A 15,163-nucleotide genomic window follows, 5' to 3' on the forward strand; every position below is an offset into this window, starting at 1 on the left:
TAATTGCGCACATTTTCGCGAAATATCTAACAAACAATGGCTCATCGCATACTTGTGCTGCACGGTCCCAATCTCAATCTACTTGGCGCTCGAGAGCCGAGTGTTTATGGTCAAAAAACATTAAAAGATGTCAACAAAGAACTATATAAGCAAGCAAACGCTGCTGGCGCCGAATTGCTGACTTTCCAAAGCAATCATGAAGGCATACTTGTAGATCGAATCCACGAGGCGAGTCAGCAGACAGATTTTATAATCATCAACCCAGCGGCATACACCCATACGAGCATTGCGATTCGCGATGCAATTGCTGCTGTCAGTATTCCGTTTATCGAGATCCATCTGTCAAATGTTCACCAACGGGATGTATTTCGACACCACTCTTATTTTTCAGATATCGCTCAAGGTGTGATCTGCGGCCTTGGATGGCGCGGTTACACCTATGCACTCGATTTTGCCCTGCGCCGGCTCTCCGGCGAGTAGATTTTTATTTATCCTTTATACGGTGCGCTTATGCCCGTGGGACAAAAAAATCAAGGAGCTTCCTAGATGGATTTGCGCAAACTAAAAACGTTGATCGACCTCCTGGCCGATTCAGATATTTCAGAGTTAGAAATCACAGAAGGCGAAAGCAAAGTTCGCATCATTAAGGCTACGCGTCAAGTGACCGCAGCTCCAATGTCAATGACTCTGTCACACCTCATGACACCACAAGTTGAAACATCTGCGTCTGTTACATCAACTCTTGCAGAATCGCATGCACCGACGGCGATACAAGGTCACATTGTTAATTCTCCAATGGTCGGTACGTTCTACCGAGCCCCATCACCCAGTGCGGATTCATTCGTTCAAATAGGAGATACGGTCAAAGAAGGTCAAACGTTATGCATTATCGAAGCTATGAAATTACTAAATGAAATCGAAGCAGATAAAGCGGGTATTATCAAAGAAATTTTGAGTGAGAATGGCCAAGCAGTCGAATTCGGCCAACCTCTTTTCGTCATAGGCTAAATACCCCGGCCAGTCAAGCATCCGACGATTCTCTCCCACTCTCGGATAGAGGTTGAAAATCATGTTTGAAAAAATTCTCATTGCAAATCGCGGCGAAATTGCTCTGCGTATTCAACGTGCATGCCGTGAATTAGGTATAAAAACTGTCGTAGTCTATTCGACGGCCGATAAAGATGCAAAATATGTCAAGCTTGCTGATGAAGCAGTCTGTATAGGACCGGCGCCGTCAGCTCAGAGCTATTTAAGCATGCCAGCACTCATCAGCGCGGCCGAAGTCACTGACGCGCAAGCTATACACCCAGGCTATGGATTTTTATCCGAAAACGCGGATTTTGCAGAGCGCGTCGAGCAATCGGGTTTTATCTTTATTGGTCCTCGCCCTGAGACAATCCGTCTGATGGGTGATAAAGTATCAGCCAAACAGACCATGATCAAAACGGGTGTCCCGTGCGTACCAGGTTCAGAAGGAGTGTTGCCGGAAGATCCAAAGGAAATTGTACGTATAGCACGCCATGTTGGTTATCCAGTCATAATCAAAGCGGCTGGTGGCGGAGGTGGCCGAGGCATGAGGGTAGTACATACAGAAGCAGCACTCGTCAACGCGGTTAACATGACGCGCGAAGAAGCAGGTCGTGCATTTCATAATCCGGAAGTTTATATGGAGAAGTTCCTTGAGAATCCTCGCCATATCGAAATCCAAATACTGACCGATAAGCACAAAAACACTATCTGGCTTGGGGAACGCGACTGTTCAATGCAACGACGCCATCAGAAGATCATCGAAGAAGCAAGCGCTCCAATGATCCCACGCCGTTTGATCGATCGTATTGGCGACCGCTGTGCCGAAGCGGCCAAAAAAATGGGTTATCACGGGGCTGGCACCTTCGAATTTCTGTATGAAAATGGAGAGTTCTACTTCATCGAAATGAATACGCGCATACAGGTCGAACACCCAGTAACTGAAATAATTACGGGCATCGATATCATACAAGAACAGATTCGTATTGCTGCAGGCGAAAAACTAACAATTCGCCAACGTGATATCGAATTCCATGGACATGCAATCGAGTGCCGTATCAACGCTGAAGATCCATTCACATTCGCGCCATCCCCGGGTCGTATTACGGCCTGGCACATGCCTGGCGGACCTGGCATTCGCGTTGATTCACATGCTTATAACGGTTATTTTGTGCCTCCCAATTATGACTCGATGATCGGCAAACTCATTGCCTACGGCTGTACCCGTGCGCAAGCCATCAATCGAATGCGTATTGCGCTATCAGAAATAGTAATCGAAGGCATTAAGACAAATGTTCCGTTGCATCGCCAGTTAATGCTTGACGCCAAATTCATCGAAGGTGGGACAAGTATCCATTATCTTGAGTACAAACTAGCACAAAAATCTGCTGTTGAGGGTAACTAAATATGCCCATGTACCGTGAACTTGTGGTAGAAGAAGTCGCAAAAGCAAACGCAGAAGCATTGTCAGACGCTCTATTGAACCTAGGCGCACTATCCGTGTCGATAGAAGACTCCAACGCCGACACGCTAGCCGAACGACCCATATTTTGGGAACCTGGATTAATCACTACAAAGAACGAATGGGAACATTCACGTCTAATAGCGTTATTCAATCAGGATTATGACCCTCTTGTGCTACTTATCGCTGCGATCAATACTCTAGGCTTAACGCAAGTTCCTTCATATCTTTTGCGTGATGTAGCTGATCAAGATTGGGTTCATATGACACAATCCAAGTTTGAACCGATCTCCATTGGAAAAAATATCTGGGTTGTACAATCCTGGCATAGCGCGCCAAAACCAAGTTCAATCGTGATTGAACTCGATCCAGGCCTCGCTTTTGGCACCGGCAGCCATCCAACCACACGTCTTTGTATGGAGTGGCTGGAGGAGCATATCTTTCCTGGTCAATCTTTGCTCGATTACGGCTGTGGCTCTGGAATTCTGGCAATTCTGGCACAAAAATGCGGCGCACAGCCAGTAATCGGTATCGATATTGATCCGCAAGCACTACTCACCGCGCGTGACAACAGTGAACGTAACCAAGTAACCGTCGAATACCACCTACCATCGGATCTTCAGAAAGCTCAATTCAATATCGTCATTGCAAACATCCTCTCAAATCCCCTCAAACTACTGGCTTCAATATTGTGTGGCTACACAGCAAGAAGCGGACGATTAGCGTTATCAGGTGTGTTAGAGCATCAAGTGGACGAAGTCATCTTGGCCTACGCGCCTTATATGACAATGAAACTCTGGCGCATGCAAGATGGTTGGGCCTGTTTACACGGCGAATCCACCTAGATAAAGTACACACATACATCTCTTAATCACATTCTTCCTGCTCGCTACTCTAATTACAATAAAATCTTTTTATGTCTACACAAGCCATTACCTTGTGCAAAGTCCTTTAGCTAAAGATCAGTAACGAGAATGGTGATAGCAATAAAGAACCATCGAGGAATCACTATAACGACAAAAAATTTTTGCTCACTGCTCAAATTACCGGTTTACTTACTCCAAAAATGCTCGTCATCTTAATTTATTATCTGACGATTAGGCTCCTGCCCTCATGCAGGGAATCTACACACGTTGAAGACGATTTTTTCCAAATATACCTCACAAAATAAAACTCTCTTCCTATTCTAACTTCGTACAAAATGGCGAAGATTCTGTTAGGATTATCCCACAGGGATCTTAGACAACCCTCTATAGAAAAATTTATGTATTGATTTTTTAGCGTTTTACTACATTCATCTATCAAGGAGAAATTGATGTCTCAAGTCACACTCGGAGGCAACCCCACCACAGTTGGCGACAACTTCCCTCAAAAAGGTTCGATCGCACCTGCGTTTTCGCTCGTCAATAAGGATCTGGAAGACGTAAAACTCGCGGATTTTCAAGGTAAGCGGAAAATACTCAGCATTGTGCCAAGTTTAGATACGCCAACATGTGCAACATCCACACGTAAGTTCAATGAAGCTGCGAGCAAGCTCACCAATACCGTTGTACTAGTAGTATCCTCTGATCTACCGTTCGCCATGAGTCGTTTCTGTGCCACCGAAGGCCTGACCAATGTTATCTCACTATCAACCATGCGTGGAGCAGAGTTCAAGCAAGTCTATGGCGTTGACATCAAAACGGGGCCGCTTACCGGCGTTACAGCACGTGCCGTGCTCGTAATCGATGAAAACAATAAAATCCTGCACGCTGAACTCGTGAAAGAAATAAAGAATGAACCAAATTATGATGCAGCACTGAACGTATTATTGTAGTCCGATCTTGTCATTCATGTAGCTTAAAAAAAATTAGCAAACACAAGCTTCAAAAAGCTATATCCTCATAGGAGGCCTATATCCGTTTCCATGCGGAGAAAATAACCCTCAAAAGCTCGACGCGACGAGAAATCCGTGCATAATAAATACAGACGGTTAAGGATTGATATGGGCTTGTGGCTAATTCTAACTGATTGTCAACGAAAAAGTTGGGTCTAATCAAACTCACTAAAAAACTTTTGTTCCTCTCCAAAAAAAACAATGTTTACAATACAAAACATAATAGACATAGCAGTCAATGAACTAACGTAAGAATAAAGGAGAAAAATACAAAATCACACAGCCAAATCACCTTAAAAGGTGTTCAGCGTGGCCAAGATGATAAGCTAACCTTTCGTGCTACCCGAAATAGGTAGTAGTCTGGAAGAAAAAAGTTATCATTACATGACCACCCTGACATGAATTGAGTGATGAGACATCTTCTCTGGAGAGAAAGTGACCATCCTTGAGCAAAAATCAGAGACTCGACTGCTTAATCAGTTGTATGAAGATGAGACGAAGATTCCCTTTGAGGGGAATATAATGTGGTAGAGAAAAAAACAATAAAGAGTCCCTAAATAGGGACTCTTAAACTGGTTCATCTCACCAAATTGACATCATCTACATGATGCAGCAAATTACTTAGGATTACGGAATAGAAACTGGGGCTGGCTGAAAAGCTCGATAGCAAAACATAAGACCCCTCCCATCAAAAAAGACAGTCCGTCGTAAAAAACGATAACTATCCAAACATCCTATTGCGTCGCAAGTTTCCTCACTTAGGAGATACCAAAAAATAAATTTGGTCGGGGTGAGAGGATTCGAACCTCCGGCCTCTACGTCCCGAACGTAGCGCTCTACCAGGCTAAGCTACACCCCGTACTTTATCATAAAGAATTTTCACGAGATCAAGTGCGGCGGGTCATCAAATAATCGCACAATTCTAACAGGCTTTTTTTGTAAGAGGAACTCGGCAGCCCGGAAAGTTTTTCTGCAGCAGCATTTGCCTCAAATTCAGCACGTTGCAATGTATAGTCCAGTGCTCCTGTACGCGTGATGGCAGAGAAAATTCGTTCGAACTGATCTCCTCCCCCATTTTGGATGACTTCTCTCACTATATTTTTCTCTTCGAGAGTGCCGTGATGTAGCACATAAATAAGTGGCAATGTAGGCTTGCCTTCGCGCAAATCATCACCAGCATTCTTGCCCATCAGCATGCTATCACCAGCATAATCAAGCCAATCATCCATCAATTGGAAAGTCATACCAAGATGGCCTCCATATTCGGCTAATGCTTTTTCCATTGTGGCATCCGCTTGGCCCAGTATCGCACCCAGTTGGGTTGCTGCCTCGAAAAGGGTTGCTGTTTTATACTGAATAACTTGCAAATACTGAGCTTCATTGACGTTAGGATCATGCATGTTTAGCAATTGCAATACCTCACCTTCAGCGATTAAATTTGTCGCCTTCGCAAGAATCTGCATCACACGCATACTGTTCGCCTTCAACATCATTTGAAACGACCGCGAATACAAGAAGTCTCCGACCAATACGGAAGCTGCATTACCAAACAATGCATTGGCGGTTTGTTTACCTCGGCGCAGATTAGATTCGTCAACGACGTCGTCGTGTAGCAGTGTGGATGTATGTATAAACTCCACGACAGCGGCTAGTTCATACTTGTCTCGTGACTCAACACCAAGTGCTCCCGCTACGAGCAGCAATAATGCTGGACGCAAACGTTTACCTCCACCACCAATGATGTATTCCGAAATTTGGTTAATTAACACCACTTCGGAGAATAGGCGTTCACGAATCAGCTCGTCAACCTGAGCCATATCATCAGCGATCACGGCCAACAAATTCTTAGAAACAGTCGATGCAGTCAAAAGAAACTCGATTAGGAGAAAATCGAGCAAATTATATAGCGTGAGTGAGCCCTATGCGGCAAAATTCCCAAAGTTGTAATTTTAAAAAGATATTTTTTGACGAAAAACGAAAAATTCTGTATAAGGGATCTTCGTGTGCGCATTTGCATCGATAGTCATTTCCTTTCTTGAAGAAATCATCTTTGCAAGCCTATTCTATCATCCGAATCCGTTTCCCCCAGTGGCCGAGGTTGTCGCGAGTAAAAAGAGGACGGCAGGTTGGTCAGATACACGCAAATTATATTCTCTTATTTAATGAGTGAGGCTCAAAACCATGTATGCGGTCATAAAAACCGGCGGCAAGCAATATAAAGTTGCCGCTGGTGAAAAACTGAAAATAGAACAGATACCGGCAGACATTGGCACTGAAATCAGCATTAACCAAGTGCTCGCCGTTGGTGAGGGGCAGTCGATTAGGTTCGGTGCGCCTTTGGTCATTGGAGCTTCGGTCAAAGCCACTGTTGTCGCTCAGGGTCGTCATCACAAGTTGAAAATTTTTAAGATGCGCCGTCGTAAACATTACCAAAAGCGTCAAGGCCATCGCCAAAACTACACGGAACTCTCCATCGATAGCATTGTCTGCTAAGCTAATCACGCAAAAAGTTGAGGAATTAAACCATGGCACACAAAAAAGCAGGCGGATCTTCCCGTAACGGTCGTGATTCAGAGTCGAAACGGCTCGGAGTAAAGGTGTATGGGGGTCAGGCAATTCTAGCGGGGGGCATTATCGTGCGACAACGTGGTACGCGTATGCATGCTGGCGAAAATGTTGGTATCGGCAAGGATCACACGCTATTTGCACTGAAAAATGGTAATGTGCAATTCGCCATCAAAGGTAGAGCCAATAAACATTTTGTTATTGTAGTTCCAAAGGCATAAGGTTTATCTTTCACCCTCGCAAAAGCCCTCGCACACTTGCAGGGCTTTTTTGTTTACTATCCCGATTCCCCCATGAATCTTATCAAGCCACTGTCCGCCAGTGTAAAACACTCCTATGACAGCCGAACTCACAGGATGAATACATGAAATTTATTGATGAAGTGTACATCGAAGTCATTGCTGGAAATGGGGGTAACGGCTCAGCGTCCATGCGACGCGAAAAATTCGTACCCTTCGGTGGTCCGGACGGTGGTGATGGTGGCCGAGGCGGTAGTGTGTATGCAATTGCCAACCGTAATACCAACACACTCATTGATTTTCGCTACGCCAAGAAACATATAGCAAGTAATGGTAAAAGTGGCCGCGGTTCAGACTGTTATGGCAAGAGTGGTGACGACATCACCTTGCGCATGCCTGTTGGCACCATCATCACAGATATGGAGAGCGGCGAGATCGTAGCTGATTTGACCGAGCATGGTGAGATCGTGCAGCTCGCAAAAGGAGGAGATGGTGGCCTTGGCAATCTACACTTCAAATCCAGCACAAATCGTGCACCGCGTCAGAAAACTGACGGGAAACCCGGCGAGCAACGTATGTTGCATCTTGAACTTAAAGTACTAGCGGATGTCGGATTGCTCGGTATGCCCAATGCGGGCAAGTCAACGTTTATCACTTCGGTATCAAATGCCCGGCCGAAGTTAGCGGATTATCCATTTACAACGCTGCATCCGAACTTAGGTGTAGTACGCACTGCAGCAAACAAGAGTTTCGTCATCGCTGATATTCCAGGACTAATCGAAGGTGCAGCGGAAGGAGCCGGATTAGGGCATCGTTTTTTACGCCATTTACAGCGCACAGGATTACTACTGCATATCGTGGATCTAGCACCATTTGATGAGACTATTGATCCAGTTCTTGATGCACAAGCCGTTGTAAACGAACTAAAAAAATACGACAAATCCCTCTTCGAGAAAGAACGGTGGCTCGTACTGAATAAGGTCGACATGATCCCCCTAGAGGTACGCGAAACGCGTGTCGCCGATTTCTTAACTCGCTATATGTGGCATGGACCTGTCTTCCAGATTTCTGCCTTAACAGGTGAAGGTTGCAAGAATCTTTGCCACGCGATTCAAAATGATCTCTATGCCAAGCGCGGCGAGATAGAAAAATCTCTTGGAGATGCTGCATTAGACCCGCGTTTTCGCGACACTTTTTGAATCCCTCTCACATGTGAGAGCACTAACCCGACGAATCTCGATAACACTGAAGAATCATGTTAGAACTAGACTCAAGCCTTTCGACCATTAGATGTAGACAACATGCAAATCTGTTAATACATATAACTGAGCAGATCATCTAGTTACCAGAATAGGTAATCAAAGGTACTATCTTTTTACCAAAGTAAACGGTTCTCCACAGAACTCCTATGGAAACAATGTAAACCTTCAGATCCTCACATGTCAATTAACTTTGCATAAGCCATCCCATCAGTTTCTCGTAGATTTTTTAGTTGACTTAACCATAGAATCGGAGAGGTTCTGTGCACATGAAGGCAGCTTCATCTCTATTTTTGGCAACTTGCGATGACCTTGTGTTATATACACGGGACTACCTCGCAGATAGCGCGACAACTCATTCAGCGCAAGTTGATAGACTTCACGTTTAAATTCGATGACAGCGTCGAGCGGTACCCAATAGGCATTCCAACGCCAGGCATCGAATTCCGGATGCGTAGTTGCCCGCAAGCAAATGTCGCAATCCCGACCCACCATACGCAAAAGAAACCAAATTTGCTTCTGCCCTCGATAATGCCCGCGTACTTCACGCTTAACAAACTTGTTCGGCACCTCATAACGCACCCAATCACGTGTGCGACCCATGATCTTGATGTGTTCTGGTTTTAATCCAATTTCTTCATAAAGCTCGCGATACATGGCTTGTTCCGGCGTCTCACCGTACTTTATCCCACCTTGAGGAAACTGCCAAGAATGCTCTCCGAGTCGCTTACCCCAGAACACTTCATTATGTGCGTTTAAGAGAATGATGCCGATGTTCGGGCGAAAGCCTTCACGATCCAGCATACAACCACCCTTGAATCCTTTAAAATTGTTCTAATTATAAAACAGATACTCGCTACCGCGGACCGGTGGTCCTATCTCTCTTCTGAAAAATCATGAAAGCTTCTCATTTTTATATAAGCACATTGAAAGAAGCGCCATCTGACGCTGAAATAATCAGTCACAAACTAATGATGCGGGCGGGAATGATCCACCGCGTTGCTGGTGGTATTTATAGCTATCTGCCAATTGGTCTGCGCTCTATCCGAAAAATAGAGACAATTGTGCGCGAGGAAATGAATCGGGCAGGAGCCATTGAGTTATTGATGCCTGCCGTCCAACCAGCTGAATTATGGCAAGAATCAGGTCGTTGGAAAAAGTACGGACCAGAATTGTTGCGCTTGAAGGACCGTAACGCTCGAAATTTCGTTATCGGACCAACACATGAGGAAGTGGTTACAGATATCGTCCGGCGGCAAATCAAGAGTTACCGTCAGTTGCCGGTGAACTTCTATCAAATTCAGACCAAGTTCCGCGATGAGATTCGTCCACGTTTCGGGGTAATGCGTGGTCGTGAATTTATTATGAAAGACGCTTATTCGTTCGATAAAGACCGCGCTAGTCTCGCAGTATCCTACAAAAAAATGTTCGATGCTTATGTACGAATCTTCACGCGCATCGGCTTAGAATTCCGGGCAGTGATTGCCGATAACGGCTCAATCGGCGGTTCAGAATCACATGAATTTCATGTCATCGCCGAGACTGGGGAAGATGCCATAGCCTATTGTCCGACATCTGACTATGCAGCAAATATCGAAAAAGTAGACTGTATTCCGCTGAGTAATGACCGTGCAGCTCCAATGGAAACACTATTGAAGAGAGCAACACCTGGCAAAGCAAAGTGTGAAGCGGTGGCTGAATATCTTGGAATTCCACTGGAACGTACAGTGAAATCGGTTGTCCTAGCAACAGATGTTGATGGAAAGATAAAAATTTGGCTGCTGATGCTCCGTGGTGATCACCATCTAAACGAAATCAAGGCTAATCGAATCTCTGGTTTAGAAGAATTTCGTTTCGCCAGTGAAGTCGAAATTGTAGAGTGGTTTGGGACATCATCGGGCTATCTTGGGCCAATTGGTACAAAGCGTCCGATGAGGGTTATAGCAGATCAGACTGTGGCCAATATGAGCGATTTTGTAATTGGAGCCAATGAGCTTAATTTCCACTTAACAGGTGTAAATTGGGGTCGCGATTTGCCAGAGCCCGAGGTTTACGATATTCGCAACATCGTCGAGGGAGATCCATCACCCGATGGCAAAGGCAAGATTGCAATGTGTCGTGGAATTGAAGTGGGGCATGTATTCCAATTAGGCACTAAATATTCGGATGCGATGAATGCGACCTCCCTTAGCGAAACAGGCAAGTCGCAACACATCGAAATGGGTTGCTACGGTATTGGCATCACTCGAATCTTAGGAGCGGCAATCGAACAGAATTTCGACGATAGAGGCATCATCTGGCCAGAAACAATTGCACCATTTGAAGTTGTCCTATGTCCGATGCATTATGACCGTAGCCAATCTGTTCGAACAGTGACGAATCAATTGTATGAAGATCTATTGAATTCTGGTATTGATGTGATTTTGGACGATCGTGGTGAACGGCCAGGAGTGATGTTTTTCGACTGGGAATTAATTGGTATACCACATCGTTTAATAATTGGCGATCGTAGCCTAAAAGAAGGGAAAATCGAGTATCAGGAGCGGCGTCATACAGATACCCTGTTTCTAGAAAAAGGGTCAGCAGCTCAAGTTGTGGCACGCAAAGTGAAAGCTGCAAAAAAACTGTAATGCTACTTTACAATCTGTCTCTAGAATGGACTAAAGTTTCTCAGGCACAATCGATCTAAAATATAAACTTTTAACCGTCATTAATATTATCGGGAGCTGCTGCATTCTATCAAGGCGTGAACCACCTCAATTTTTTCTTGTATATGTACCTAGGTATGTGTCCCAGTCAATTCAATACTCAGATTAAGTATAATTTCCACCAATAACCAGTGCATACACACCTATGTCAGAATCAAAGAAGCAACGGTCTCATAGAAAAAGAAAAATCAAAAAACTGAATGTAAAGACTTTGGTTTATCTAACAATATTCCATATAGCGCTCTATTCTACAGCTTGTTCTTTGATCCAGAACAAAGATGGGGTGTGCATCGCAACCATCATCGAGAATGACATCAAGTACTAGCAATACATGCTATTTGTATGCTTATAGCATATCTCAATATTATTGTGTCTATTCGCATATAACAAGATGCATACAACAGAATTCGAGCAAAAAATACAGCACTAGCCTTCACGAGTCGATTCATAACTAATGACCGATCTTCATGAACCGCAAAGAATCTCTTCTTGCTTCTCTACATTGCGGCTTTATGCAGATTTTCAAATCAAAACCAATGCATGTATGAATGATATAATCATTCATACATTAGTGCATGCCTGACATCAGGCCTCTCATACTACGCATCATTTTCATCATCCCCCCTCCTTTCAGCTTCTTCATCATTGTTCGCATTTGTTCGTATTGTGCCAACATGCGATTGACCTCTTGTACCTGCACACCAGCACCTGCAGCAATGCGGCGTTTTCTGCTGGCTTTGATTAGTTCTGGTTTGGCACGTTCAGCGGGCGTCATCGCATTGATAATGCCTTCCATGCGACGCACAGATTTTTCTGCTTGATCCATATGTGTTTCGTTGGTTGCAACTTGGAACTGTGCGGGCAATTTATCCATCAGTTTGGACAGTCCTCCCATCTTATTCATCTGGCCAATTTGCATTTTGAAGTAATTAAGATCAAAATCGCCATCTTTCTTATTTTGTGCAAGCTTTTTTTCGGTTTGCAGATCAACTCCGCGCTGTGCTTCTTCAATCAAAGAAAGAATATCTCCCATCCCGAGAATACGGTTAGCCATTCGCTCTGGGTAGAAGATTTCCAGTCCATCAATTTTTTCGCCAACGCCGACAAATTTAATGGGGCAACCAGTAAGGTAACGCACGGACAATGCGGCACCGCCACGAGAATCGCCATCGATTTTGGTTAAGACGATTCCGGTGAGCGACACCGTATCATTGAACGCACGTGCTGTATTAAGCGCATCTTGTCCGAGCATGGCATCGACTACGAACAACGTTTCGATTGGATTCAAAGCAGTGTGCAGCATACTGATCTCCTGCATCATAGCTTCGTCGATACCGAGGCGGCCTGCCGTGTCGACAAGCAAAACGTCGTGATGATGTTTCTTTGCCCAATCCAGTGCGGCCCGCGCGATATCAATCGGGTTTTGCTCCGAACTGGAAGGGAAGAATTCAGCTCCCGCTTGTCCCGTCACAGTTTTTAACTGTGTGATAGCAGCCGGGCGGTAAACGTCAGTTGAGACCGTCAGTACTTTTTTCTTTTTACCACGTAACAACTTGGCAAGTTTCCCAACCGTGGTCGTTTTACCTGCACCTTGCAAACCAACCATTAGCATAACAGCAGGTGGTGTTGTAGCCAAGTTAAGTTCAGTGGCACGGCTATCATAATCACCTCCCATGAGGACGGTCAGCTCACGATGGACAACGCTAACGAGAGCTTCTCCAGGCAAAAGACTTGAAATGACCTCTTCACCAAGCGCTTTTTCCTTCACCTTAGTAATAAAATCTCTTACAACTGGTAAAGCCACGTCGGCCTCCAACAAGGCGATGCGAACTTCTCGCAGCATTTCCTTCGTGTTAACTTCTGTCAGACGAGCTTCACCTCGAATTGTCTTAACAACTTTTGCTAGACGTGCAGTGAGATTATTGAGCATGAAATGTTTCCTTTTAGTACAAGAATTGGGACACCTCTATTGCCAGGGCCTAGTGTAAAATCCTAACATGACTATTTTACTGTATGCGCTGACGGCGCTCCTTTATACGGGTCTTGCTACAACAGCATGGCATGGCTACCAGTGTGATACAGCCACCAAGAGCTTTATCCCACAAGGTGAGACTTCTCGTAGTGTTCCTGCGTCCAAGTATCAGCCATTACAATACGTACTTTTCATTACGCTAATCGTACATGGAATCTTGTTGTATAAGACTATTTTCCGTGCCGACAGCATGCATTTCGGGTTTGTATACGCATTATCTGCAATGCTCTGGTTGTCAGTCTGCATCTACTCGATCGAACGCTTATTCTTTCCGCTCGATTCGCTGCGGATTCTGCTCATGCCAGTGGCTGCGCTAGCTTGTTTAATGCCGCTTATTTTTTCTAACAACCGTGTAGTAACTTTCGCTGCAAACCCAATGTTTAAATTGCATTTCATCATTGCGAACATATCATATGGCTTATTCGCTTTAACCGCGCTGCATGCCATGCTAATGATATATGCCGAGCATCATTTGCATCCAGCAGATTCAGGCGTACAGCCAACAGGCAAGGTTTCCCGATGGTTGGATACACTACCTCCACTCTTGACGATGGAAAAGTTATTGTTCCGGTTAATTAGTGCGGGATTTATCTTACTCACGCTTACCTTAGTTTCAGGAGTATTGTTTTCAGAAATGCTTTTTGGTCTACCTGCCCGCATCGATCACAAGACAGTTTTTGCTGTCATTTCGTGGGTAATGTTCGGTTCGTTATTGACGGGAAGGCACTTGTATGGTTGGCGCGGAAAAGTTGCGTGGCGTTGGGTGTTAGTTTCATTCCTAACTTTATTGCTAGCGTATGTTGGAAGTTGCTTCGTACTGGAGGTTATACTGCATCGTTTTCAAGAGAAATGAGAAGTAGATACGTAATGAGCCTATTTATGAGAATAGACACGGATGATAAACTTTCGGGAATATACCCGAAAGAGACCATGCAATAGCCACACTGATAAAAAATAATAGAAACTTCCTATGCTGCCATAGATAAATTACTTAATATCTCGAGTGGTGAAACTATCGGTATCCAGCTCTGAAAAAACCTCCAGCGTGCGTTTTCTTAAAATTTTCTATATGTCTGACGTAGGTCTAAATAGTGGGAATAGCAATCTCAAGCTTCGCTTGCTGCGCTAAAATCACCTACATGCTGAGAAAATATTCAGACCTTTATTATTAGCACCATGCTCATGGTGCTTTTTTGACCATCCTAGGGACTAGGATCATAATATCAGCAAACGGTGTAATGATGCGATGACGGCTCTATTTAAGATTGATAATGATGGCTGGGCATATAATGCAGAACGTATTCCCTCGCCAAATTTTGATGAGCGACCTAAGGCCATGGCCATTGACTTGTTAGTGGTGCATAACATTTCATTACCTCATGGCCAGTTTGGCGGAAACGAGATTGCAGATTTTTTCTGCAACAAACTCGATAACAGTGCTCATCCAATTTTCAACGAAATTCGTGATTTACACGTATCAGCTCATTTTCTTGTGCGGCGTACTGGCAGAGTACAGCAGTTTGTCTCCTGCAATGCTCGCGCCTGGCATGCGGGAGTATCTTCATTTCAAGGTCGGAAGCACTGTAATGATTTTTCAATAGGTATAGAGGTAGAAGGCAGCGATCACTTGCCATTTGAAAAATTACAGTACAAAGGATTGGCAAAACTCACACTTGCCATCTTCGCACGTTACTCAATTCAAGCAATCGTCGGGCATGCTGATATTGCACCCGGTCGAAAAACCGACCCGGGACCATATTTCGATTGGATGACTCTGAGAGACTTAACCGATCTACCTGGTAAAATTATGCCATATCAGTGCCCCTAATAATCGTATTTTTCTGTCTATCATTAATATGGCTTCATATTTTGATGAATTATTTAGTGCATTGTCATTTTCTGAGTAAAACCTTCAGAAACAAAAAAATTTATAGTGTTCTGTGAGTCCTATCTCCACTATACTTAGTTTTGAATCATTTCAAAGCCACTATAAATA

13 protein-coding genes, 1 tRNA gene and 1 pseudogene are annotated in these 15,163 nt (G+C 44.4%); 11 read left to right on the forward strand and 4 right to left on the reverse strand.

Annotated elements, in window-relative coordinates; all coding sequences use genetic code 11:
- The first annotated feature begins 36 nt into the window (after nt 1-36).
- The 5 genes from aroQ (at nt 37) to tpx (ending at nt 4,304) form a co-directional block, all read left to right on the forward strand.
- Complete coding sequence (gene aroQ / locus BZL35_RS02970; RefSeq protein WP_106182693.1) at nt 37-480, forward strand: type II 3-dehydroquinate dehydratase; 444 nt, start codon at nt 37-39, stop codon at nt 478-480.
- Nucleotides 481-546: 66 nt separating this feature from the next.
- The gene (accB, locus tag BZL35_RS02975) at nt 547-1,008 is read left to right on the forward strand and encodes an acetyl-CoA carboxylase biotin carboxyl carrier protein (RefSeq protein WP_106182694.1); all 462 of its coding nucleotides are present in this window, start codon (nt 547-549) and stop codon (nt 1,006-1,008) included.
- A gap of 61 nt (nt 1,009-1,069) precedes the next feature.
- On the forward strand, nt 1,070-2,431 hold the full coding sequence (accC, locus tag BZL35_RS02980) for an acetyl-CoA carboxylase biotin carboxylase subunit (RefSeq protein ID WP_106182695.1): 1,362 nt from the start codon (nt 1,070-1,072) through the stop codon (nt 2,429-2,431).
- A gap of 8 nt (nt 2,432-2,439) precedes the next feature.
- A complete protein-coding gene (gene prmA / locus BZL35_RS02985) occupies nt 2,440-3,333 on the forward strand; it encodes a 50S ribosomal protein L11 methyltransferase (protein ID WP_106182875.1) in 894 nt (297 codons plus the stop codon).
- Between the two features lie 470 nt (nt 3,334-3,803).
- Nucleotides 3,804-4,304 carry a thiol peroxidase gene (gene tpx, locus BZL35_RS02990; protein WP_106182696.1) on the forward strand — a complete coding sequence of 167 codons (501 nt, stop codon included), beginning with the start codon at nt 3,804-3,806 and terminating at the stop codon, nt 4,302-4,304.
- Between the two features lie 842 nt (nt 4,305-5,146).
- Here tpx and BZL35_RS02995 read toward each other — a convergent pair.
- Both BZL35_RS02995 and BZL35_RS03000 read right to left on the reverse strand, forming a co-directional pair.
- Nucleotides 5,147-5,223 (reverse strand) — tRNA-Pro (locus BZL35_RS02995).
- A 28-nt stretch (nt 5,224-5,251) separates the two neighbouring features.
- Nucleotides 5,252-6,244, reverse strand: a complete 993-nt coding sequence (locus BZL35_RS03000; protein WP_420837020.1) for a polyprenyl synthetase family protein — start codon at nt 6,242-6,244, stop codon at nt 5,252-5,254.
- A gap of 301 nt (nt 6,245-6,545) precedes the next feature.
- Between BZL35_RS03000 and rplU the strand changes: the two genes are divergently transcribed.
- The 3 genes from rplU (at nt 6,546) to obgE (ending at nt 8,367) form a co-directional block, all read left to right on the forward strand.
- A complete protein-coding gene (rplU, locus tag BZL35_RS03005) occupies nt 6,546-6,857 on the forward strand; it encodes a 50S ribosomal protein L21 (RefSeq protein WP_106182697.1) in 312 nt (103 codons plus the stop codon).
- Between the two features lie 32 nt (nt 6,858-6,889).
- The gene (gene rpmA, locus BZL35_RS03010; protein ID WP_106182698.1) at nt 6,890-7,150 is read left to right on the forward strand and encodes a 50S ribosomal protein L27; all 261 of its coding nucleotides are present in this window, start codon (nt 6,890-6,892) and stop codon (nt 7,148-7,150) included.
- Nucleotides 7,151-7,293: 143 nt separating this feature from the next.
- Entirely contained in the window at nt 7,294-8,367 is a 1,074-nt protein-coding gene (gene obgE / locus BZL35_RS03015) for a GTPase ObgE (RefSeq protein WP_106182699.1), read from the forward strand.
- Between the two features lie 396 nt (nt 8,368-8,763).
- On the opposite strand, the pseudogene BZL35_RS03020 reads toward obgE, so the two are convergent.
- Nucleotides 8,764-9,231, reverse strand: a pseudogene (locus tag BZL35_RS03020) (RNA pyrophosphohydrolase); the annotation flags it as partial.
- Between the two features lie 92 nt (nt 9,232-9,323).
- Between BZL35_RS03020 and BZL35_RS03025 the strand changes: the two are divergent.
- Complete coding sequence (locus BZL35_RS03025) at nt 9,324-11,057, forward strand: proline--tRNA ligase (RefSeq protein WP_106182701.1); 1,734 nt, start codon at nt 9,324-9,326, stop codon at nt 11,055-11,057.
- A 646-nt stretch (nt 11,058-11,703) separates the two neighbouring features.
- Here the strand turns inward: BZL35_RS03025 and ffh are convergent.
- Nucleotides 11,704-13,065 (reverse strand): signal recognition particle protein, encoded by a 1,362-nt coding sequence (gene ffh / locus BZL35_RS03030; protein WP_106182702.1) that lies wholly within the window; start codon nt 13,063-13,065, stop codon nt 11,704-11,706.
- Between the two features lie 67 nt (nt 13,066-13,132).
- Here ffh and BZL35_RS03035 point away from each other — a divergent pair, with 67 nt between their 5' ends.
- Both BZL35_RS03035 and ampD read left to right on the forward strand, forming a co-directional pair.
- Nucleotides 13,133-14,020, forward strand: a complete 888-nt coding sequence (locus tag BZL35_RS03035) for a cytochrome C assembly family protein (RefSeq protein ID WP_106182703.1) — start codon at nt 13,133-13,135, stop codon at nt 14,018-14,020.
- Between the two features lie 393 nt (nt 14,021-14,413).
- Complete coding sequence (ampD, locus tag BZL35_RS03040) at nt 14,414-14,995, forward strand: 1,6-anhydro-N-acetylmuramyl-L-alanine amidase AmpD (protein WP_106182704.1); 582 nt, start codon at nt 14,414-14,416, stop codon at nt 14,993-14,995.
- Nucleotides 14,996-15,163 lie beyond the last annotated feature (168 nt).

The sequence above is a fragment of the Candidatus Pandoraea novymonadis genome (genome assembly GCF_003004665.1).
GTDB lineage: Bacteria > Pseudomonadota > Gammaproteobacteria > Burkholderiales > Burkholderiaceae > Pandoraea > Pandoraea novymonadis.